This window comes from Paenibacillus sp. S-38 (genome assembly GCF_049942825.1).
Lineage (GTDB): Bacteria > Bacillota > Bacilli > Paenibacillales > NBRC-103111 > Paenibacillus_G.
Window position 1 is genome coordinate 6,895,348 of the sequence record NZ_CP187970.1, and the last position, 20,339, is coordinate 6,915,686.

At 52.8% G+C, this 20,339-nt stretch carries 16 protein-coding genes; 1 reads left to right on the forward strand and 15 read right to left on the reverse strand.

Annotation, left to right across the window (positions count from 1 at the left end; all coding sequences use genetic code 11):
• Positions 1-88: 88 nt before the first annotated feature.
• Genes ACP26L_RS30090 through ACP26L_RS30100 form a run of 3 tightly spaced genes read right to left on the reverse strand, consistent with a single transcriptional unit; the run spans position 89 to position 4,297 of the window.
• On the reverse strand, positions 89-1,519 hold the full coding sequence (locus ACP26L_RS30090) for a lipopolysaccharide biosynthesis protein (protein ID WP_426449052.1): 1,431 nt from the start codon (positions 1,517-1,519) through the stop codon (positions 89-91).
• Positions 1,512-2,579, reverse strand: coding sequence for a polysaccharide pyruvyl transferase family protein (locus ACP26L_RS30095; protein WP_426449054.1), 1,068 nt, complete (start codon positions 2,577-2,579; stop codon positions 1,512-1,514). Before ACP26L_RS30095 ends, ACP26L_RS30090 begins: the two co-directional genes overlap by 8 nt.
• Positions 2,580-2,623: 44 nt before the next feature.
• A complete protein-coding gene (locus ACP26L_RS30100; protein ID WP_426449055.1) occupies positions 2,624-4,297 on the reverse strand; it encodes a right-handed parallel beta-helix repeat-containing protein in 1,674 nt (557 codons plus the stop codon).
• A gap of 131 nt (positions 4,298-4,428) precedes the next feature.
• Here ACP26L_RS30100 and ACP26L_RS30105 point away from each other — a divergent pair, with 131 nt between their 5' ends.
• Positions 4,429-6,012 (forward strand): right-handed parallel beta-helix repeat-containing protein, encoded by a 1,584-nt coding sequence (locus ACP26L_RS30105; RefSeq protein ID WP_426449058.1) that lies wholly within the window; start codon positions 4,429-4,431, stop codon positions 6,010-6,012.
• A gap of 74 nt (positions 6,013-6,086) precedes the next feature.
• Here the strand turns inward: ACP26L_RS30105 and ACP26L_RS30110 are convergent, their stop codons facing one another.
• The 12 genes from ACP26L_RS30110 to ACP26L_RS30165 form a co-directional block, all read right to left on the reverse strand.
• Positions 6,087-6,932: a Kelch repeat-containing protein gene (locus tag ACP26L_RS30110; protein WP_426449060.1), complete on the reverse strand. Its 846-nt coding sequence runs from the start codon at positions 6,930-6,932 to the stop codon at positions 6,087-6,089.
• A 398-nt stretch (positions 6,933-7,330) separates the two neighbouring features.
• Positions 7,331-8,206, reverse strand: coding sequence for a hypothetical protein (locus ACP26L_RS30115; RefSeq protein WP_426449062.1), 876 nt, complete (start codon positions 8,204-8,206; stop codon positions 7,331-7,333).
• Positions 8,175-9,674 (reverse strand): MBOAT family O-acyltransferase, encoded by a 1,500-nt coding sequence (locus tag ACP26L_RS30120; protein WP_426449064.1) that lies wholly within the window; start codon positions 9,672-9,674, stop codon positions 8,175-8,177. The genes ACP26L_RS30115 and ACP26L_RS30120 overlap by 32 nt, the downstream gene beginning before the upstream one ends.
• Before the next feature lie 192 nt (positions 9,675-9,866).
• Positions 9,867-10,409 carry an acyltransferase gene (locus ACP26L_RS30125; RefSeq protein WP_426449065.1) on the reverse strand — a complete coding sequence of 181 codons (543 nt, stop codon included), beginning with the start codon at positions 10,407-10,409 and terminating at the stop codon, positions 9,867-9,869.
• A gap of 83 nt (positions 10,410-10,492) precedes the next feature.
• Entirely contained in the window at positions 10,493-11,467 is a 975-nt protein-coding gene (locus tag ACP26L_RS30130) for a polysaccharide pyruvyl transferase family protein (protein WP_426449067.1), read from the reverse strand.
• Positions 11,433-12,779 carry a lipopolysaccharide biosynthesis protein gene (locus tag ACP26L_RS30135; protein ID WP_426449069.1) on the reverse strand — a complete coding sequence of 449 codons (1,347 nt, stop codon included), beginning with the start codon at positions 12,777-12,779 and terminating at the stop codon, positions 11,433-11,435. Before ACP26L_RS30135 ends, ACP26L_RS30130 begins: the two co-directional genes overlap by 35 nt.
• 174 nt (positions 12,780-12,953) lie before the next feature.
• Complete coding sequence (locus ACP26L_RS30140; protein ID WP_013920386.1) at positions 12,954-13,850, reverse strand: glycosyltransferase; 897 nt, start codon at positions 13,848-13,850, stop codon at positions 12,954-12,956.
• Between the two features lie 27 nt (positions 13,851-13,877).
• Positions 13,878-15,257: a sugar phosphate nucleotidyltransferase gene (locus ACP26L_RS30145; protein WP_426449071.1), complete on the reverse strand. Its 1,380-nt coding sequence runs from the start codon at positions 15,255-15,257 to the stop codon at positions 13,878-13,880.
• A gap of 26 nt (positions 15,258-15,283) precedes the next feature.
• Positions 15,284-16,612, reverse strand: a complete 1,329-nt coding sequence (locus ACP26L_RS30150) for a UDP-glucose dehydrogenase family protein (protein WP_426449073.1) — start codon at positions 16,610-16,612, stop codon at positions 15,284-15,286.
• Between the two features lie 30 nt (positions 16,613-16,642).
• On the reverse strand, positions 16,643-17,695 hold the full coding sequence (locus ACP26L_RS30155; protein WP_426449075.1) for a glycosyltransferase: 1,053 nt from the start codon (positions 17,693-17,695) through the stop codon (positions 16,643-16,645).
• 27 nt (positions 17,696-17,722) lie between these two features.
• Positions 17,723-18,961 carry a glycosyltransferase family 4 protein gene (locus tag ACP26L_RS30160; protein ID WP_426449077.1) on the reverse strand — a complete coding sequence of 413 codons (1,239 nt, stop codon included), beginning with the start codon at positions 18,959-18,961 and terminating at the stop codon, positions 17,723-17,725.
• On the reverse strand, positions 18,958-20,301 hold the full coding sequence (locus ACP26L_RS30165; RefSeq protein WP_426449079.1) for an O-antigen ligase family protein: 1,344 nt from the start codon (positions 20,299-20,301) through the stop codon (positions 18,958-18,960). The genes ACP26L_RS30160 and ACP26L_RS30165 overlap by 4 nt, the downstream gene beginning before the upstream one ends.
• Positions 20,302-20,339 lie beyond the last annotated feature (38 nt).

Consider the following 20,339-nt stretch of genomic DNA (forward strand, 5'->3'; position numbering starts at 1 on the left):
GAACGCAGTCAGGGCTTCTTGTTGTCATGATTTCAAGATGCGTACGGGAACCTCGCCCGCCGTATCCTTATTTTTGTCGAGAAAGCACTTATCTGCCCTCCTCCTTCCTGCGGAAAGTGGAGAACAAACGTAGCAGCCGCAGGAGCGGCTTTCGGTTCAGCAGCAGCAGTACGACCATTAACAGTATTCGAAGTCCCGCTCCCCAGTGCTCACTCATCCCGGTAAAATGCGAGAAACAGAGAAGCAGGAGGATGCTGACGTTGAGCAGAAAGCCCCACAGGTTCACGGAGATCTTCATGTACCCTCTCGTGTGCCTCAACCGTACCAGCGACATCACCGCAAAAGCGGTCAGATTCGCCACCGCCGCGCCGATCGTTCCAATCACGGGGATAAGCAGCAGATTCAGCATGACGCTGACTAAAGCGCCGATCAGAGAGCTGTAGAACGCTCCCTTCGTCTGTTTCGTCACGATGTATGTAACGCCGTAGAAGCCGGCGATCCCGGAGAACAGCGAGCTCAGCAGGAGCAGGCTCGCATACTTCCAGGCGGAAGCATATTCAGGGGCGGCCATGATCCCGAGCAGCGGTTTCAGTATCACCAACAGAGCCGCAATCCCGGTACTCAGCAGCACGTAATACATATGAAATATATCAGAGAAGAATCGGTCCCTCTCCTGAGAATGGTACATCCGGACCGCTTCGGACTGCCAGGCCATTTGGAACACGCTGGTCAGCAGCGCAATGATGCTGGCGAGCTTCATCCCAACCGCGTACAATCCGACTTCGCCATATCCCTCATAAGCCTTGATTACATACCTGTCAACCGCCTGAATCATCCACCAGGAGATCAGGTTCGGCAGCAGAGGAATCGCGTAGGCGAGCAGGCGCTTGGCGTAGGCCGCACTTACCGCCGACACTCTTATATCCCTCCACCAGCCTCCCTTCCCTACCAGAAGCACCAAGGCAGCCGTATGGCTTAAGAGAAGCGAATACAGGAACCCGTCAACCCCTAAGTCCAGGAATGCCAGGAAAAAGACGGCTCCCGCAGCTGTACCGGCGGTCGTGACCATATCCGCAGCTGCGAAGGTTCTCGTCAATCCCAGTCCGCGTGTAATCTGCTTGCCCACAGCCGATGCCAGGGCAGCGAACACCAGAAGCATTATCCAAGCCTCACGGCTCTCCTGCCACGCGGCGCTTCCTCTCCATATCCAATAGACAAGGACACCTGACAGCGAGCTGGCCAGGATCAGGGCTAAGCCAGTTGAGATATACCTTGTCTTCTCTTCTTCATTCTTCGATTCCAGCAGAAACCGGTAAAGTGCATCCGAGATCTGCAGCCCGATCACAGGCACCGCAAGGAACAAGATCGTATTCAGCATCTCGATGAAACCGAATTCTTCCTTGGACAGCGTGTGCGTATACAGCGGCAAAAGCAGAAAAGCCATCACCTTGGAGCCAAAAGTGCCAAGTCCGTAGACGAGCATCTCCTTCAGCAGCCTTTTGCCATTCGGGTTAGCCATGGGGTTGTTCCGTTCCGAGCCCTTCAGGGGCGGATTCCGGGGAATAAGGCAGCTGCAGCGCTCCCTGCCCATCCTCTTCTAACATGATCAGGGAATCCGACTTGAACTCTTCTACAAAATAAGCCATCTTGGGTGAATAATTGTACATATAACAGGTCTTGCCCAGAAAATAAGCTGCCGCACCGACATGAAGGCGGGAAGTGAGGACCACCTCCGCCTCAGCGAGAACCTTGAGCTTATCTTCATAATGGACGCTCGTTTGATAGAGAAGCTCTACCCCCTGCGGAAGTGGAAGCTCGCATAGAAGTGCGTACAGCCGCCGGCCGATGCCTTCGTCGAAGCCCGAGTCCGCATGGATAATCCCCACGTGGCTTATCCCATATCGCACGATAAGCCGGAGACACAGTTCGGCCACCGGCTCCAGCTTATTCCCTATTGTCGTTGCGCCGTATTTCTCGAGATTCCTCCAGGCTACAACGAGCGTCCGCCCATTCTCTTCCCGAGTTCCGGTAGGAGACCGGTAGGCACGCAGAAGTTCATGAGCCGGATCTTCAATTCTCTCGATCTTTCCTCTATTCAGGAGCGTCCAGGCTGAGCCCTTCCGGTAAGAACGGTCGTCCCGGAAGGAGATATAGGTGCTCACGTTCAGCAGCAGGGCGGCTTTGGCACGCCGGCTTTGGCGCCGAAGGTTCCCTATACCCGCACCCATATATGCAATCCGTTTGCCTGACAGCAGGGCAAGCATCATGGGACGGAACAGCCCGTCCCCATCCTCGTCGGTGAAGCAGGTTCCGCCGCCCCACAGTACCAGGGAGCTTGAAGCGATGGCCTGCAGGAACATCCGGATATTGTGGCCCCGCCGTCCTCTGGTCCAGAAATACACACGGATGTCATGATCAATCCAGGGAATAGCCTCGCCATAAGAAATCAGGTTCACCCTCAGCCCATAAGGGGCCAGCTTGTCCAATATGCTGCGAAGCATCAGGTCATCACCGAAGTTATTGACCCCATAGTACCCGACAAGCGTGATTTCCCGGGTTTCACGGAGCAGCCGATCCAATCGTGAAGTTATCAAGTCCGTTCACCGCAGCCCTTTTGGTCAGTCTAACCCAGCATAATCATCCCTTGGAATTGAACATCCACCAGCAGTGGATCTCCGCCCGATGCCTCGGCGTAAGCGTTGATCTGGAGTTTCTTTCCGCTCATCCGCGGATTGGATATCACGATCCCCGTTGAACCGGTCTCCTTCAGGAGTACTGCCTGCAGCTCGGCCTCATTCCAAGATACCTTATAGAGCTTGGAGTAGTGCGCTATCCCCTTCTTTACTACCACGTGCAGATGGCCATCCGCAAAAACCCCGAGCGAGATCGAATCCGACCACAGCGTCTTGGCCGGCTTGCTTCCCAGATTGAGCAGGGTGTGGCACTGGGTCATGGGAACCGTGAAGCTGGGCTTGTCCACAAACACACATTCGCCTTTGTTGCCATAGATGGTATTGCCGGAGACGGACACCATCTTGGACTGCTCCAGCAGCACTCCATGACTTTTATTGTCGCGGATCATATTATCCTTAATCTGAATGCTGTTGCTGTCGCCGGCCAGGCAGACTCCGGGACCGGCATTGTTCGTAACCACATTGCCGCTGATGAGCGCATCGGACATCAGATTGCCGGCGTAGCGAATTCCCCCTGAGCCGCAGTTCATGACGTTGTTGCCGATGATCGTCGCTTTGTTCCCTTGATTGACATTGGAGTATTCAAAATGAATGCCGTAGTTCTGACAATTGCGGATTTCGTTACCCATGATGGCGATTTGTTCAGCGTCAATGACATAAATCCCGGAGTTCAACCCGTTGTTCGGATCGTTCTGTACTCCGTCAATAATGTTACCTGTGATCGAGATGTTCCGGCAGTTGTCCTCGACGTGAATCGCCTCATAACGGCAGTTCTTGAGGATGTTTCCAATAACGGACACCCGGCTAGCACCAGCCAATCCGATCCCAAACCCCGCCGTATCACCTGTTCCTTTTCCCATCGGTACGGAAATATAGTTATTGGAAATGATGATATTGCTTGCTGCTTCGTACGCAGACTTCTTGGTTCCGGAAATCGGACTGTTAATTTCGATCGCATCACCGTAAATATCGATAAATCGGTTGCCGATAATCTTCAAGTCTTCGAGATCATCCGCATTATAGTTCGTAAGAACTCCATAGGTTACCGCTTCGAAGATGCAGTCCTGAATCAGGATATGCTTGATCCCCTTGGCGTTCATATCGACGGCCTGGGTCTTCACACCCGTAAATTTGCAGGAACGAATCTCGATGTGCTTGGCATTGCGGGCCAGATTGATATTGTAGCCGGCATTCTGGTTCAGGTTCTCAAGCCAGAGTTCCTCCACCGACACATTGCTGCCGTCGATACTAATCATGCCCACTTCACTGTTGTCCGGTTTGACGAGCTTTGCATTGCCCTTCAGCACCGTATTGCTGCCGAGGAACAGCCGCGAGGAGATCAGATAAGTGCCGGCAGGAAGATACACGGTTCCCCCACCCGCCTTCTTGCACGCCTCAATGGCCTTCTGGATCGCCGGTTGGTCGTTCGTCGTACCGTTCCCGGTCGCACCGAATTTCATTACGTTATAGATATCGTCCTCAACCGCAGCGCTGGCGGCTGCCGGGACGGGAGCAAGCCATTTGCTCGTTGCCAGGGAGAGCCCGCCAAGTCCAATCATGCTGAGGATGGCTCTCCTGGTCAGCTTCTCGTTTTCATTTTTCACTTTTTTATCCCACCCAACATATGGTAGTCCCATCTTCGTATAGTATTTACTATCGGAGCATATGCTCAATCACTTTAGGTTAATTTTTGCATACTATGAATAGTCATTTGAAGTCAAGGAGGTGATTGCATATGGACTATACGGTAGAGAATGTTCGGGACCCTAAATATGGTGCCTTGGGAGACGGTAATCGTGACGATACGTCCGCTATTACTAAGGCCCTGCGCACGGTGGAAGCGAGCGGCGGAGGGATTGTGTATTTGCCCCAAGGCGCGTATAAGATTTCAGGAGTCCTGGCAATTGGCTCAAACACCATCGTACGCGGTGCCGGACCGGGAACGGTCATCTTCAACGGCAATCCGTCGAACGTTACGATGCTTCAGATTAACGGCAATCATACGGCCGTAGAAGAGCTGGTTATACGATACGATACCCCACAAGTAGGAATCGGCATCTTCTGGGCCGCCAACACCCTCCATACTCGGATCAGCAAATGTACGTTTACCGGGGCTACCGCACAAGCCGTTTATCTAGACAGACCCGGCATTGAACATGTTTCGGTTACTGACTGCCGGTTTGATGGGGTCCTCTACGGCATTCTTACGAATCTCAATGCGAACGACTTATCGGACCTGCGTATTAACAACAACCATTTCGTGAATATAAGCGGTGATGCGATCGAAATCAACAGTCCCATTCAAATGATGGGCGTTAACCGAGAACCTTTCGATGCGGCCTACAACATCTCGATTCACGGAAATTACATCTCCTGTCCTCCGGAACAATCCTCCAGTGTCAACGCCGGCTTCGGGATCGGAATAGCGGGCGGAACCTACATCTCCATCACCGGCAACGTCATCGCGAACTGCCGGCAGCAGGGCATCCATATTGAAGATAATGCCTCCCATATCAACATTACGGGAAATACCATTCATGATATCGGCAGCAGTCCCGATCTCGGTACGAATTCCGGTATTTATGTCATCCACAGCGATTATCTTACGATAAGCAGCAATACCATCCGCAAATGCGGCGACTACGGCATTCAGCTCGACTTCAGCATGGGCGAGCAGGTGAATGAAGTGGTACTGACGAGCAACCTCATTACGGAATGCAGCACCGGCGGCATCCGCATTACCGGGGACACCTACAGCGACTTCCACGTAGCGGACAATATCGTCAACCGTAATGGAGGCAGCGGACTGAGTATCGCGGGTCAGCCGATCGGCCTGAAGGTGCTCGACAATACCTTCCGCAATAACGCCGCCTACGGCATCCAACTGGTGAATGGCGGTTTCCTTAGCGAATTCAGCGGGAACAGTCTCTACAGCAACGCCTTGGGACCGGTCTTCTTCGAGACGGCCCCGCCGAGAATCCCTGTTCCCATGAGGGATCAGAACAATTATGTAACCGCAGTGGTAAGCGGAAGCTATACGCCATGGGTAGATGCTCTATCCCTTGGGAAAGCGGCGGAAGGGCTTCTATACTTGGTCGCAAAGCAAGGTCCGCTCAGCAAGACGGACTTGTACCGGGTGGTCTGGAACGGCACAGCCCTGACGATAACCAAAATCAGACAGGATTATATTGGAGCGATCGACTTGGTCACCCCCAAAATGAGAGGGTCCTTCCTGCAGGTACAGGCTTACCGTCCTTCTTCCACCGGTACCACCGTTGAATTTTCGGTGCAATTCTTCGGGACCATTCTAATAGGCTGATTCTCCTTAACATATAAAAAGGCGAAGGCTCCTGAGATCAGGTTCCTTCGCTTTGGACTGCGGATATTCTATACTTAACGAACCATCCACGATATCGACTCGACTGTGGCAAGCGCCGTATCCCTATACCCGCCGATCAGAACCAGGGATGAGTCTCCCAAGGATGTTACCCCAGGTTGATTCCGGTTGCCGAGGTCGGAAGCAGGAATCGGAATCCATGCATTCTGCCCCGGGTTGTACACCTCACCCAGAACCTCCTGCCTGCCGCCGCCCAGAATGAACCACTGGCCTCCGAAAACCGCTGAGGACGGATGCATTCTCGGAGTGGCCATCGAAGCTTGGGGGCTCCAAGTCTTGGAGGCAAAGTCATAGGAGACGACCGAGCTCATGGGCCGCACAGCACCAAAGGCATTAGGGGCCCCACCCGCGACCATCAACGAGTCATTGACCACGGCCGCCGTGTGCCCGAACCGCGGAGTCGGCATCACCGCAACCGTCTCCCGCTTCCCTGTTGCAGGATCGAATGTAAATACCGTATCCAGCGTAGTCCCGGAAGCCTGATAGCCTCCGGAGACGAGGATCCGGCCATTCCATACGGTTACCGCCGGATCGTAAATGTCACACACGACATCGGGCACAATGGTCCATTGGTCCTTGTCCGGATCGTAGAACTGAACCGGGACCGGTGTCCCGGTAAGTGGATCGTAGCCTGCGATCACATAAAGAAAATGATTATACACGACCGTCTTAAGGTGCACGCCGGGCTGTGGAAGATCCGCCTTCTTTATCCATGTGTTGCTTGCCGGATCATAAGCTTCTACAGCTGCTGTGTAGCCTCTCTCCGAATCGTCTTCACCACCAACCGAATAAATCAAATCTCCTACACGTTCAACTCCCTGCCCGTACCTGGCATGGCTCATGGATGCTTTCTTCTCCCAATCCCCTTCAGCCCAGGCGGTGCTTAGGCTGAAAACAGTTGTAAATAGAAGAATGAGTAACAATAGGACCGTATAAAGGCGATTGGAATACTTCTTCATGGTGCAGCCCCTTTCACTTCACTGTTCTCGTTGATCCTGCTTGCCGGGTAGGAGTAGGCAGCGGAAGCCCTTGATATCTTACTGTATGCGGTCTCACCAGAGTTAGTCCTACTAAGGGGCAAATCAATCGATACAAGTGTATTACCCACAGAGAGACCAAGCAAAACACGATTAGGCTGGATGATGCCAATAATGGACCTAAGTCCTATTTCTGCCGCAACTCAGGTAGGTATGACTCATTATATGATACAGTATGTATCGAGTCAAGCCTCGTTCTGTATCTATTTTCCTAAATGTTCCTTTAGAAAAGCAGCATACTTCCGGGCTGACCCCCCGGTCATATGAATGCCGTCCGCCGTCTCATATTCATCCGGATTGGGAGTTGGAACCCAGGAATAGTGGTCCTTCGGAAACTCGGTCTCCCAGTACGTGCGAAGAGACGTGGAGAGAACCGATTCCTGCAGACTGCGGTGCGACGGAGGCTCGAACAGTACTACCTGCACTCCCTTGGAACGCAGGGCATCGACAGCCCGCTTCAGCTCCCCCGTAACGGAACGAAGCTGCTCCGGATCAGGCTGCTTGGCATGGTCCGCCGCATGTCTGGCAAGCTCCGATGCAAAGATATCGGGGTCCACGGAGCCGCCGGCCTCCGGCTCTTTGCCTGTCCCTCCCTTCACCCATTCTTTGAAGAGAATGACAGGCTGGTTTTCCGTCCGGAAGGCGGCGAACGCACTTTTCACCCCATTGAATACCGGTGAGGTCAGCTTTTGGATAAATTCCTTATCCTGACCCCGGAGCAGCGTGTCATTCATCTCAACGAATACGGTGGACGGGAGCTCGCCTCCTCTCTCCAGAATAACCTGCAGCCCCGTTAGAGAACCCCCGCTTGCAAAAGCAATATTGGAGTACTCCTCCCCCAAATACTCGGGAAGCAGACGATAAGCCATGGAGGAGCCCGTAACTACATATTTGAAGGACTCCCCTGCATACAAATAACGCTCCGCCTTAATCACGTTATTCTGCCATTGGTTGGTGCCGCTCCCTCCATGGACGACCCCGGTGCCGACAAAGGCAACGAAGCCCACCGTAAGGACGAGGAAGGAAGCAAGCGACTGCACGATCAGCTTAGAATTGGAAGTAGATGAATTCACCGGCATCCCCACTATTTAACAGAATGAAGAACAGCATTACCGCGTAGAACAGAGGATCGAGCCTGCGTCCCCAAGCCTGGCCCTTGCTCTGGCGGATCAGATAAACAAGATGATACAAACATACCGGCAAAGAGTAGATCAGAATGTACATGACCTTGCCGAAATCGACCCCGCGATGAAGATTCGATGCCATGGAACTTAGATAGAGAATCACATGACTGAACTCTGGAAGCTTGAAGAGCAGCCAGCCGATGGTTACGAAAGAGAACACCAGCAGCATATACAGGCCTTTAAGCAGAGCCGAGCTCCAGTGCTTCGGGGCTGCTGCCTCCGTCGTCGCTGCGATTCGACCCGCCACCTCCGGCGGAATGCTGCCAAGACCCGCCGTCTTCGCTTTCCTGTTCTTCAGCCAGATCTGCACCGCTCTTTCGATGGCCAGCGCCGCGCCATGCCAAGCCCCCCAGACTGCATAGCTCCAGGCCGCCCCATGCCACAGACCTCCTAGAACCATCACGAGGAACAGGTTGATATACGTGCGGGTCTTGCCTTTACGGTTCCCGCCAAGCGCGATATACAAGTATTCCTTAAGCCAGGTTGACAATGAAATATGCCAGCGTCTCCAGAACTCCCCAAGCGAAGTCGAGATATAAGGGAAGTTGAAGTTATGCGGCATACGGTAACCGAAGAGTGCGGCAAGCCCGAGGGCAATCAGGGAGTATCCCGCAAAGTCCGCGAAGATCTGCATCGAATAGCCGAACAGCATGGCTGCAAGCGTCACGCTCGATTCCTGTTGGAAGTACGGATACGCAATCCAGAACGTCTGGTCTTTCATGTTGTCTGCCACAACCATTTTCAGGAAATAGCCCATGGTCAGCAGCTTGAAGGCGCTGTCCCAAGGGATATCCTTCATGAGTTTCCGCTTGATTTGCGGCAAAAAGTCATAGGCTTTGACGATCGGACCGGCCACAAGCTGAGGAAAGAAGGCCTTGAAGAAGGTGATGATGAAGAGATGTTTGCCGAAGTTTCTCTCGATGGATATTCGACCCGTACCTTTCTCTTTTTCCCTGTACACATCCACCACGAGGCTGATCCCCTGGAAGGTAAAGAACGAGATCCCAAGCGGGAGCGGCAGCCCCGATAACCAGAGGGCGATATCGCCTTCATGACCGAACAGCGACTGGTACACCAGACTGGAGTATTTGAAGAAAGCCAGAATGGCTAAGTTGACGATGACACCCAGGGAAGCCCATAGAAGCCTGTGCTCCCTCTTACCGTAGAATACACCGTAACTGGAGACTGCATTGATGAGAATAGAGAGCAGCAGCAGCAGCAGTAATACAGGCTGATGGTATCCGTAGAATACCAAACTGGCGGCAATCAAAATGGGGATCTGCAGCTTGTGCAGAGCAGGAATATAGTACAACCCGAAAGTAATGAACAAGAGTACAAAAAACTCCCAGCTGTTAAACAGCATATTACATGCCTCTCCTTAGACTGAAACGGCCGTCCGGCACGCTCCAGAAATTAAGATACAAAACAGCTATCCCGTAAAAAACCGCCGCCTCAATCCATACGTCCACCATCTGCCGCCAAGACACCGAAGGGAAAACGAATCTTGATCTATCGCGCGCTTCACGGGAAACTGATGTTCCCACGCTTATCATCTCTACTTCCATCCGCCGATTTGTTTGATGACTTTGGCCGGCGAGCCGGCCACCACACACCCCGGCGGAACATCCTTCGTTACTACGGAACCGGCTGCAATCACCGCTCCATCCCCAATGGTAACCCCCTTGAGAATAATCGCCTTACAGCCGATCCAGACACGGTCCCCAATCTTGACAGGAGCCGTCGACGGCAGGCCGTCAATCGCATGGAAATCCGTATCCATAATGGACACGTCCCACGAGATCGCACAGTAACTGCCGATGGAGACCTGCTTCTTGGCCATAATTTCCGTCCGCCGGTTCACATACGTGCCGTCCCCTATAGAAATTTCCGCGCCCGGCGCATCCAGATAGAAACCTACATCCTGGAACAGCATGACCTTACGGCCAATTCGCAGTGCAGTCCCGCTCGCGCCGCTGCGAGTCACTTTTCCGCATACCCGCAGCCAAGGGCCGCAGGACTCCGTACGGAAGCGGAAGAGGAATCCCAGACCGATACGGTAAGCGTACCTTACATACTGCTTTACAGATCTCTTCGACATATCTTTCTCTCTCTTCTCTCTTCTCGGTTCCAGGCCCCTTCGGCTGGGAAATAAAAAAAGAGGAGGGCTGAGCCCTCCTTCTCTTAAGCCAGATCACTCTTGGCGTCGTTGACATGGAGCTGAGCCGTCTTGATGGGATGAGTCCACGTGTAGTAATAACTCGAGTTCTTGCCGTACGAATTGTCTATGAGGATGTTCTGTTTATCCATCAGGCAGGACAGGATGTGCCCGTGAAGCCTGGACGTCTTGATCACCCGGTACGAGCTGAACAGCTCAATGGCCTTCTTCAGCAGGTAATCCGTGTAGTTGTACCAGAGGGCGCCTACCGGCAGGCTGTTGCCGGCCATACGCTTCACCGTATACATCTTCGAGAACAGCTTGGCTACCTTGTTATCGAACGGGGTGAAGAGCGTCTGCCAGTCGAGCGTATCGGCCGGGCTTCCCACTTCGAGATTCGCCTGCCCGTTGCCCGCTTCGACATCCGTACGAAGGAAGTACAGCGTATCTTTCTGCGTCTGCTTCGGGTTAGCAATCGGCCAGAGCTGGTGAGCCATGTCCGGAGACAGGTAGACGTTGCAGTCGGTGAACTTCGTCAGCGCCAGTTCATAGCACAGCGTATCCCTTAAGTACACGTGAAGATCACGGTGCTTGTTGAAGATGGCTGCCGTCTTATCGTATTCCTTCTCGCTCTTGTAGAAGATCGTCTGCGGCATCACCACGATCCGGTGGTTCGGATAGTTCTTAATGACCATCTCACGCAGTCTCTGGTGAGCCGGGTAGATGTCGCCGAAGTTTCCGCCGCCGTGCAGCACAATGATGCAGTCCGAAGGGATATCGGTGCCTTCCTTGAAATCCAGCACGCTGTATCTGGCGCGAACGTTAATGTTGTAATCCTTGAAGAATTCTTCCGTGCCCTTCATGATCAGCATGTCGCCGCCGTTGCTGTGAACGGGATAGTCAAGGTAAAACACGTTCGACCCGCGAGGGATCACTTTCAGAATATCCTTCAGCTTTTCCTTCAATTCATCCATTGGATGAATGGCTTTCGCGCTTTTCATGAGGACGATCTCCTTTACCCGATATCTTTTGTTTTATCGTCTGGATCATAAAGGTGTAGTCACCCTTATCAAAAACAATGCTCCGAAGAGGTACCTTAAATACCCGAGGAATCTGGAACAAGGTAATGGCAAGCCGCACCACGGCCCCGATCACCAAGGCCAGGGAGAGACCGAACAGCCCGTACAGCGGCGCCAGAACAAAGAAGAGCGCCACGGTAATACTGATTGCGATCAGCTGCCGGATCAGCACCAGGTCCGGACGTCCCATCGCATTGAAGGAGGACGCAAGCACCCAGGATCCACCGCCGATAATGCATTCGATCGACAGGAGATAGAAGGTCGAGCTTGCTTCCAGAAACTCGGGGCCAAAGAGCAGGCCGAGCATAAATCTTCCAATGAACATACTCGGTACCACCACAATGGCCATGACCGTCATGGAGATACGGAAGGCGCGTGCGACGAGCCGGATAATCTTGTCATGCTCCATGCCCGTTACCTTCGGGAACATCACATTGCTGATCGCGGTTTGTACCGTATTGAACACCCGCGAAAGCGCGAAGACGACCGAATACAATCCGAAGTCCCGCGGTGTCAGGAGCGCTACGATAATGATCTTATCGAACTGGTTGTACAAAGTACCCAGGAGCTCCATCGCGTAGACTTTCATCCCATACCCGAACAGCGGTTTGACGGCGGTCCGGTCAATCGGATTTCCCCGCAGGCCCATCGCTACATAGGGTCTCAGACTCATAACGGAGTAGATCACAACGAGCAGCGTGGTCAGGAGAAAGATATTGGTAGAGGAAGTAAGCGACAAGGATCCCAGCAGCCACAGCGCAATCAATCCGATGACGTTAAACAGGGGCACATTGAGCCGGATGCCGTTGTAGATATTGAATTTGTCAAGGCTCTGGGCAATGGCCGAGAGCAGGTTGACCGCGAGCAGCAGAGGAATCGTCAAGATGGTATAATACTGCGCCAGACGAACCGCCGTAGCGGAGTACTCGCTCAGCCATATCGGCAGGCCGAACCAAGCCACCAGCCCGGCCAGTATGCTAACCGGGATCTGAAATAAAATCGAGATCCGCAGGTAATCCGAAGCCCGGCTGCTGTCCTGCTTCAGATTGTAAATCAGCGATGTCGGCAGTCCGAAACCGATGCACCCGGCAATAAAGGTCGGCCAGAACAGAATGGCCGACAATTCGCCTTTCCCTTCCACGCCCAGCATGCGGGCGGTTATGATGGAAGTCAACGTGGTGATGAGCAGCATCGAGAAATTGGTAAAGCTGGTACGAAGAATAGTACCAGCCATCCCTTTTCCCTGGAACACCTTTTTTATTATCATTACGCTCATAGCCGGCATCTCCAAAAACTTGCTGTCCCGTTATCTATAGTACTCACCCATCCGAACGATACATTTCGTATCGATATCTATATATTTATACAATACATTCCGGAGACCGTCAACATTTTGGCTGTTCGCTCGCTATGCTCCCTTGTACGTGCGAAGTACGCCTGCTATCGCTCCGTTCCCGTAAAGGATCTTGACCATGAGCTTCACTCTGCTTCTCACATTGAAGAACGAGAAGAGCAGTCCTACTCCAGCCAAGGCGATCTTGACATTGGACTTCAGGAACACGTTCGTCTTCTTCTCCGAGCGGATCGCGTCACTTACACCCTGCCAATAAATCCGGCGCAGGAACCATTTTTTCGTTGAGCGGTCCTTCGCAATTTTATGTTTGACGGGCGCGTTAGGCGTGTAATACACCTTGTACTTTTGACGGAGCCGGCCGATCAATTCGCTTTCCTCATTGGACAACAGGTTCGTTCCCACACGCCCCAGGTCTACACGGAAAGGCTTGAATTCCTTGAACATGCTCAGCCGGAACGCCACATTCGCGCCGAACGGGATCGCCGGGGCTTTCATTTCGGTAAGCTTGTCGGAATAATCCAGGACCGTGTACAGCGTCTTATACTCATGGGGCAGCCAATCCGGCTCTCCGCCTTCCCAGATCGGGTCGATGCGTCCGCCCACGACCCCAACCAGCGGGTCGCTCTCAAATACATCGAGAAGCCCCTTGATCCACTGCTTGCTGGCGATCGCGTCATCGTCCAGGAAGAGGATGTATTCCCCTCTGGCCTCACTCATAGCCCTATTGCGCGCATAGGACAATCCCAGATTCTCTTCATAGATATATCGAACTTGGGATGGATGAGATTCGCTAAATTTACCCACGAGCTCTGCCGTATGATCTGTCGAGCGGTTATCCACAACAATGATCTCGAATGCTTCCGGGTCAAAATCCTGATCCAATCCACTCCTGATCGCCAGTTCCAGATCATTCGCTCTGTTGTACGTGCAGATGGCAATGGTTGCCTTCATCGAACTCTCTCCAATTCCTTAGGATTCTTAGACCGGTTTGCTTTGCTCCATAATCTCGGACCATTCGAGATAGAGACGGATGTTATCCTCTTCCACGAGCTCGCTGCCTCTCTGTACTTCGATATACTCGAGGTCGGTGAGGGCACGGATCGCGTGACGTCCGCCAACCGGGATGACCAGCACGTCACCCGCTTTGACTTTACGGTAGTTCTCGTCGAGAACGAACTCCCCTTCGCCGGAGACGATCGTCCACACTTCGCTGCGCTTCAGGTGAAGCTGATAGCTGATGTTTTTGCCGGCTTGGATGCACATACGCTTGGTCAGGATCTCCTGGCCTTCGGCGAACTTCTTATAGTCGAGTACGCGGTAAGATCCCCAGCGTCTTTCTTCGTACATCGGACGCTGCTCCATGTTCTTCAGCATATCCTTTATTTTAGGGCTGGCATTCTTCTCCGTTACGAGAATGCCGTCCGGGCTAGTCGCGACCACTACGTTATCGAGTCCAAGCACGACAACGGGAATATCCAGCTCGTTCACGAGGTGGGTATTGGTCGAGCATGGGGAGATGACGCCTTTACCGATAAGATCGGTATCCATCTGCTCGGTCAGGGTGTTCCATGTGCCAAGGTCTTTCCAGTAGCCGTCGTATGCAGTCACGACGAGCTTCTCCGCTTTTTCCACGATTTCGTAGTCAAAGCTGATTTTGGTCATCTTGTCATACTGCTTGACCATTTCCTCGTATTGAATCGGGTACCCTTTGTTGATCAGGTGATTGATCATGTAATCCAGTTTGAAGGCGAACACGCCGCAGTTCCACAGCGCGCTGTTCTCGATGAGCGCCTTCGCCGTCTCTTCGTCCGGCTTCTCCGTGAAGCGGTCCACCACGCGGTAATCCGTAGCGCCCACGTTGGACTCGCTGCCGTTCTTCGGTACGATATAACCATACTTCTCCGACGGGTAGGTCGGTGTAACCCCCATCAGTGCCAGATCGGCATTCGTGCTCAGAACCAGCTGCTCCAGTTCATTGATCTTCTTGAAGAAAGCTTCATCGACATACGGGTCAACCGGCAGAATCGTAACGACCTCATTCAGGCTGACGCCAACGATGGAATACAGGTACGTAGCGGCGAGAGCAATCGCAGGGAATGTGTCTCTTCTCTCCGGCTCCACGATGATCGGCGCGGTACCGAGCTGGCTTTGGATCATTTCCACTTGGGCCTTGCTTGTCGCCACATAGGCCGATTCGGACAATCCGGCTGCTCCGAGCTGGCGCCATACACGCTGCACCATGGACTCCAGTTGGTTCTCCGGGTTGACCAGGACTTTCAGGAACTGCTTCGATCTGGAATCATTGGACAGGGGCCACAGACGTTTACCGGATCCTCCGGATAACAATACGAGTTTCATGCTATCACTCCCTCTATCTATTTGTATTAGTTGTTTACAGGCTCTCTATAGTGTCTCGTCATGCTCGGACGGCCGACAGAGTAGTAGCTGAAGTTGGTTTTTTCGATCTGCTCCTTGGAGAACACGTTCCGCCCGTCGATCAGGATCGGCTGTTTCATCAGGGCTTCCGCCTGGATCAGGTCGACGTTCTTGAATTCATCCCATTCGGTCAGCAGGCAGACCGCGTCGCAGCCTGTCGCCACTTCGTAAGGCTCGTCGCACCACTCGATCGAAGCATGCTGGACAACCCGCTTGAAGTTCGGCATGGCAATCGGGTCGTACACGCGAATACGTGCTCCCGCCGCCACGAGGGCTTCCACGATATCGATGGCCGGCGCATCACGGATATCATCCGTGTTGGGCTTGAAGGCAAGCCCCCAGATGCCGATGGTGCGGTCCTTGAGGTCGCCGAGCGATTCCTTCAGCTTCGCAATGACGTTGAACCGCTGATCGGTATTGACATCGACGACAGCCTTCAGAAGCTTGAACTCATAGTTGACATTCCCGGCAATTTGGATGAGGGCGCCTGTGTCTTTAGGGAAGCAGGACCCGCCATAACCGATACCGGCCTGCAGGAAGGAAGAACCGATCCGTTTGTCGTAGCCCATGCCGATGGCTACCTTGGTCACATCTGCGCCTACCTTCTCGCAGATATTGGCAATTTCGTTAATGAACGAGATCTTCGTCGCCAGGAATGCGTTGGAAGCATATTTGATCATCTCGGCACTGCGGATATCCGTGATGATGATATTGTCGGTCAGCGGCTTGTGCAGGAGGGTAATCTGCTCCTGGGCTTTCGGGCTGTCGGAGCCGATGATGATCCGGTCCGGATTCAGCGTGTCCTTGATCGCCGAACCTTCTCTCAGGAATTCCGGAACGGAGACGACATCGAACGGATGCGTGGTCAGCTCGGAGATGATGCCCTTAATGCGCTCATTGGTTCCAACCGGCACGGTGCTCTTCGTCATGACGACCTTGTATCCGTTCATTGCAAGGGCGATATCGCGGGCTACCTGATCGACATACTGCAGGTCGGCTTCTCCATTCGGAAGAGGCGGCGTTCCTACGGCGATGATGATGATCTCGGAGTTTTCCACCGGTGCGGTCAGGTTATCGGAGAAAGAAAGTCTGCCCTCTTTGGTGTTCTTCGCGATCAGCTCTTCGAGGCCCGGCTCGTAGATCGGAACCTCACCCCGGTTCAAGCTTTCGATTTTAGCCTTGATTTTATCTACGCATACGACTTCATTCCCAAGTTCGGCAAAGCAAACGCCGGAGACCAAGCCAACATAACCCGTACCAATCACAGTGATTTTCATGAAGCCACCCTCTATCCTATTGTTTTGTATTTAGCCTTTGTCTAATGCCCTGCTGACGCGGGGAGCAGGCCTGTTCTGATAGATCTCGCTGAGCTGCAGTGCAATGTTCTTCCAGTCCAGCCGGCCCAGGATATGTTCGTAAACGGGCTCGACTTGCACCGGGTCGACCTTCTGTACCTGAAGCATGGCACTCTCCAGGAGCTCCCCCTTGGCCGGGTCGTAGATGGATGCAATCTCCGGAGTAAAGTACTCGTCTACGAACGGGGTCTTCGGAATGACGATCGGCTTCTTGAAGCTCAGGGCCAGAATAGCCGATCCCGAAGTGGTGATCTCCTGGAAGGGCAGGACGAAGGAATCGCACATGGAGATGATGTCGGCAACCTCTTCATCCGGTATAAACCGCAGATCCATGATGATGTTCTGCTGCCCCTGATACCGGGCCAGTACCTCTTCCATGTCTTTGGAAGGCTTGCCGGCGATCACCAGGTATGTGTTCTCGTTCTTGATCCGGTTGAAGGATTCAACGAGCTGCTGCACCCCTTTGTAAGGCTTGATCGCACCGATGAAGAGGTACACATAGCCATTTTCGGGAATGCCGTAGATCTCCCGGTAGTTCTTCCCTTGGTGCTGATACACGCCTTGATAGTGGCCGTGCGGGATCACCGCAATCTTATCCGGCTTCACCCCGAATTCCTTCACAACCTGCTTCTTAATGAACTCGCTGGCTGTTACACATTTCGTGCAAAGGGAAATAACGGTTTTCCTCGTCAGCCGTTCCAAAGTTGGAAATTTATGCTGATGCGGATAGAGATTGTGGATCGTCCAGATCAGCACAACCCCTTTCAGCCGAAGAAACGAGAATACCAGTATCATGACCAGACTTCTTATAAGAAAGAGCAGCATGTTGTTTTTCTGGTACAGCGGATGAATCCAATGAACGTGCAGCACATCGCCGCGCTTCAGCTTGCTGAACTGCTTCCGCTTAACATCGTTGACTTCGAGCCCAATGCCCTCAAGCGATTCCGAGAGCAGCTGGTTGTACATATTCGTATCGTTGTATTTGGGTCCCATCCAAACGCGCATAGAGTCCTCCCACTATGACTTCAAGGTTTAAGCATTGATGGCGTCCATGGTTTGGGCGGCTTCCGTCCTTGGATTCTCCAGTACCGTGCCGAGAATCAGCGAGTACACTTCCATATGCCTCGCTGCCAGAGCGCTGGTTGTGAACAGATGGCAGTGCTGCAGGCAGAGCGCATGAAGCTCTTCTTTTTGCTCTTTGGTCTTGTTGAAGTAGGAGCGGATGGAGTTAGCGATCGCATCTGCATCCCCCGGCTTGAACAAGCAGTCTTCCGGTCTGGTAACAACGTCGGGAATGCCCCCGACCGTTGACGCAAATACCGGCGTGCCCACCTGATAAGACTCGATGATGACCCGTCCGAACGGTTCATCCCAAGTCGACGGTACGATGCTGATATCCACTTCTCCCATCAGCCTGCGTGCTTCGGCAGGAGGCACCTTGCCTGTGAACACGAAGCGCTCATCATTTCCGCAGTCCTTTACAAGCTGCTCTTTCATGCCGCCCTCTCCGCAAATGTACACCTTCTGTACCATATCGCGAGGCAGCTTTTTGACAGCCTCAACCAAATACTGAACACCTTTTTCCGATTCCAACCGGCCAAAGCAGCCGATGACCAAGCTCCCGAGGTTGACTTTCTTGGGAGATACTCGGATATCCCCATCCACTGCATTGGGGATGACGTACTTGTTCGACGGGGCGAACAGACCTGATTGTACGTGTTTGTTCAAGATATGGCTGGAGATGCCAATCACGGCCGAGACGCCCCGACTGAACTTCATCGGGAGCTGCTTGTATAAGCCCTTGATCATGGGATGAATGTTGGTTGTGCTCATCGGGGACAGAAGAGAATAATCCCGGAGCGTATGAACGACCGGAATATTCAGTTCGGAAGCAACCTTCCACACGCCTGTACCAAGTCCTGATAAGTTTTGCGTGTGAATCAGATCCGGCTTGATCGTCCGCAGCACCCTGCGCACTTCCTCGATCTGCAGCGGATTGTAAATATCAATTAATCTTCTGCCTACCTTGCTCAGGCTTCCCTTATTCTTCGAATCGCCAAGCCAGTACAGGTTGTTGTGGGGCAGACGGATTACATCCACCCCGTTCACTGTATCCTGGATAACTCCGGCTGAGCGGCTCTGTGCACCGACGGTGACCACGCTGACCTCCATCCCGCGCTGGGACAGGGTTTCGGCAAGAATCTGCGTCGAGATCTCCGCTCCACCAATAATATCCGGTGAATACAAACTGTTCATGATGACAATTCTCATAATCGTGGCTCCATTCTTGGATATTGCGCCTGGGGCACGGAACTAACCGAGAAGCGCTGCTCCTTCACCGTCAATAGCGGCAGCCCCGGTTCAGTTGCGAAGAATCCGCCGCGGATCAATCCGATCAACAGCCAAAAATCAATAAAAGCATAGGAATCAAAGTTCATAACCGACGACAAACAGATGGCAAAGACGAATTTGCTGTACTGTGTCGTGCAGCTTTGCTTGAAGATCGTAAACAGGAATCCGAAGAACAGGACGACTCCGATGAAGCCTTCTTCACTGAACAGCTTCGAGTACAAGTTCCTGGATGTCGCCATATCCGGAGTACGCAGGACCATGTCGCTGACTTCACGGAACTTCAGCCCGACATCGAAATACTGAAGCAGGGTGTCGGCGAATTCCCTGTAGTAGAACCCTCCGCCCATCCCGGTCAGGGGGTGCCTCGCGAACTCGATGAAGCCGATCACCGGGAAGACGAAACGGACAAAGAACGAATTGTCTGTACGCATCAAGTAGTCAATGCTCATGTTATCCAGGTTAAACCGGTGGGTGTAATACCCGCTCACCCCGAACGTTTTGATGAGAAAAGGAACCAGAATAAAGATGAACGAGAACATCAGGCCCATAATGACGAGCATCTTAACGCGCTGCTTGCTGTTAATCAGCATGTAGATAAAGAAGGCGATCAGGATGACGGCGTAGGCATAAGCGGAGAACGTCATAATGAGCAGCAGGGCTAAAGCGATAACCATCCACGACCTCTTCTTTTGCTTATCGTACAAGAAGTAGATCAGAAGCCCGCCGGTGATCATATGCAGCGCCGCCCAAGAGGGCTCACCCGACAGCATCTGAATCCGGTTATGGTACACCTGCTCGGAGAACAGCGAGGTAAGTGCTTTGGAGAACCCGTTGTGAACGAAGAAGGCATCGAAGAACTGCATGAAACCGGCTAGAATGGCAGGGACAAATGCAATCATTAATGCTTTGTTCATCGTCTCGGTGCCGGCGGCCCGCTCCTTGATATGCTGCCCGGCATACATCGCCACCCGGTAAATCGAGATCCCGATCACCAGCGTGATCATATGTTTGATGCTGCTGGAAAGGTCGTTATATACGGCTGCTTTGATTAACGAATTGCTGCAGCTGTAGATAAAGAAAGCGATGAGAAAGAAATCGCCCTGATGAAACCGGAATCTTTCGAAGAGCAGCAGCATGGAGGCTGCAAACAGCGGAAAGATTGCTATCGGCCGATATACCGAAAACTCGAAGTAAGGCAAACTGTCGTAGGTCAATACGGCAATTCCTATGAAAAACAAGGAAAAGATGAGCGATTTCATCAGAGGCACCACACTTATATTCTTAAATTTCTGCTGCT

Bases quoted from the DNA above. Each gene is read 5' to 3' on its own strand.
- ACP26L_RS30090 (WP_426449052.1), bottom strand. From the start codon at position 1,519: ATGGCTAACCCGAATGGCAAAAGGCTGCTGAAGGAGATGCTCGTCTAC.
- ACP26L_RS30105 (WP_426449058.1), top strand. From the start codon at position 4,429: ATGGACTATACGGTAGAGAATGTTCGGGACCCTAAATATGGTGCCTTG.
- ACP26L_RS30110 (WP_426449060.1), bottom strand. From the start codon at position 6,932: ATGAGCCATGCCAGGTACGGGCAGGGAGTTGAACGTGTAGGAGATTTG.
- ACP26L_RS30115 (WP_426449062.1), bottom strand. From the start codon at position 8,206: ATGCCGGTGAATTCATCTACTTCCAATTCTAAGCTGATCGTGCAGTCG.
- ACP26L_RS30120 (WP_426449064.1), bottom strand. From the start codon at position 9,674: ATGCTGTTTAACAGCTGGGAGTTTTTTGTACTCTTGTTCATTACTTTC.
- ACP26L_RS30125 (WP_426449065.1), bottom strand. From the start codon at position 10,409: ATGTCGAAGAGATCTGTAAAGCAGTATGTAAGGTACGCTTACCGTATC.
- ACP26L_RS30130 (WP_426449067.1), bottom strand. From the start codon at position 11,467: ATGAAAAGCGCGAAAGCCATTCATCCAATGGATGAATTGAAGGAAAAG.
- ACP26L_RS30135 (WP_426449069.1), bottom strand. From the start codon at position 12,779: ATGGCTGGTACTATTCTTCGTACCAGCTTTACCAATTTCTCGATGCTG.
- ACP26L_RS30140 (WP_013920386.1), bottom strand. From the start codon at position 13,850: ATGAAGGCAACCATTGCCATCTGCACGTACAACAGAGCGAATGATCTG.
- ACP26L_RS30145 (WP_426449071.1), bottom strand. From the start codon at position 15,257: ATGAAACTCGTATTGTTATCCGGAGGATCCGGTAAACGTCTGTGGCCC.
- ACP26L_RS30150 (WP_426449073.1), bottom strand. From the start codon at position 16,612: ATGAAAATCACTGTGATTGGTACGGGTTATGTTGGCTTGGTCTCCGGC.
- ACP26L_RS30155 (WP_426449075.1), bottom strand. From the start codon at position 17,695: ATGCGCGTTTGGATGGGACCCAAATACAACGATACGAATATGTACAAC.
- ACP26L_RS30160 (WP_426449077.1), bottom strand. From the start codon at position 18,961: ATGAGAATTGTCATCATGAACAGTTTGTATTCACCGGATATTATTGGT.
- ACP26L_RS30165 (WP_426449079.1), bottom strand. From the start codon at position 20,301: ATGAAATCGCTCATCTTTTCCTTGTTTTTCATAGGAATTGCCGTATTG.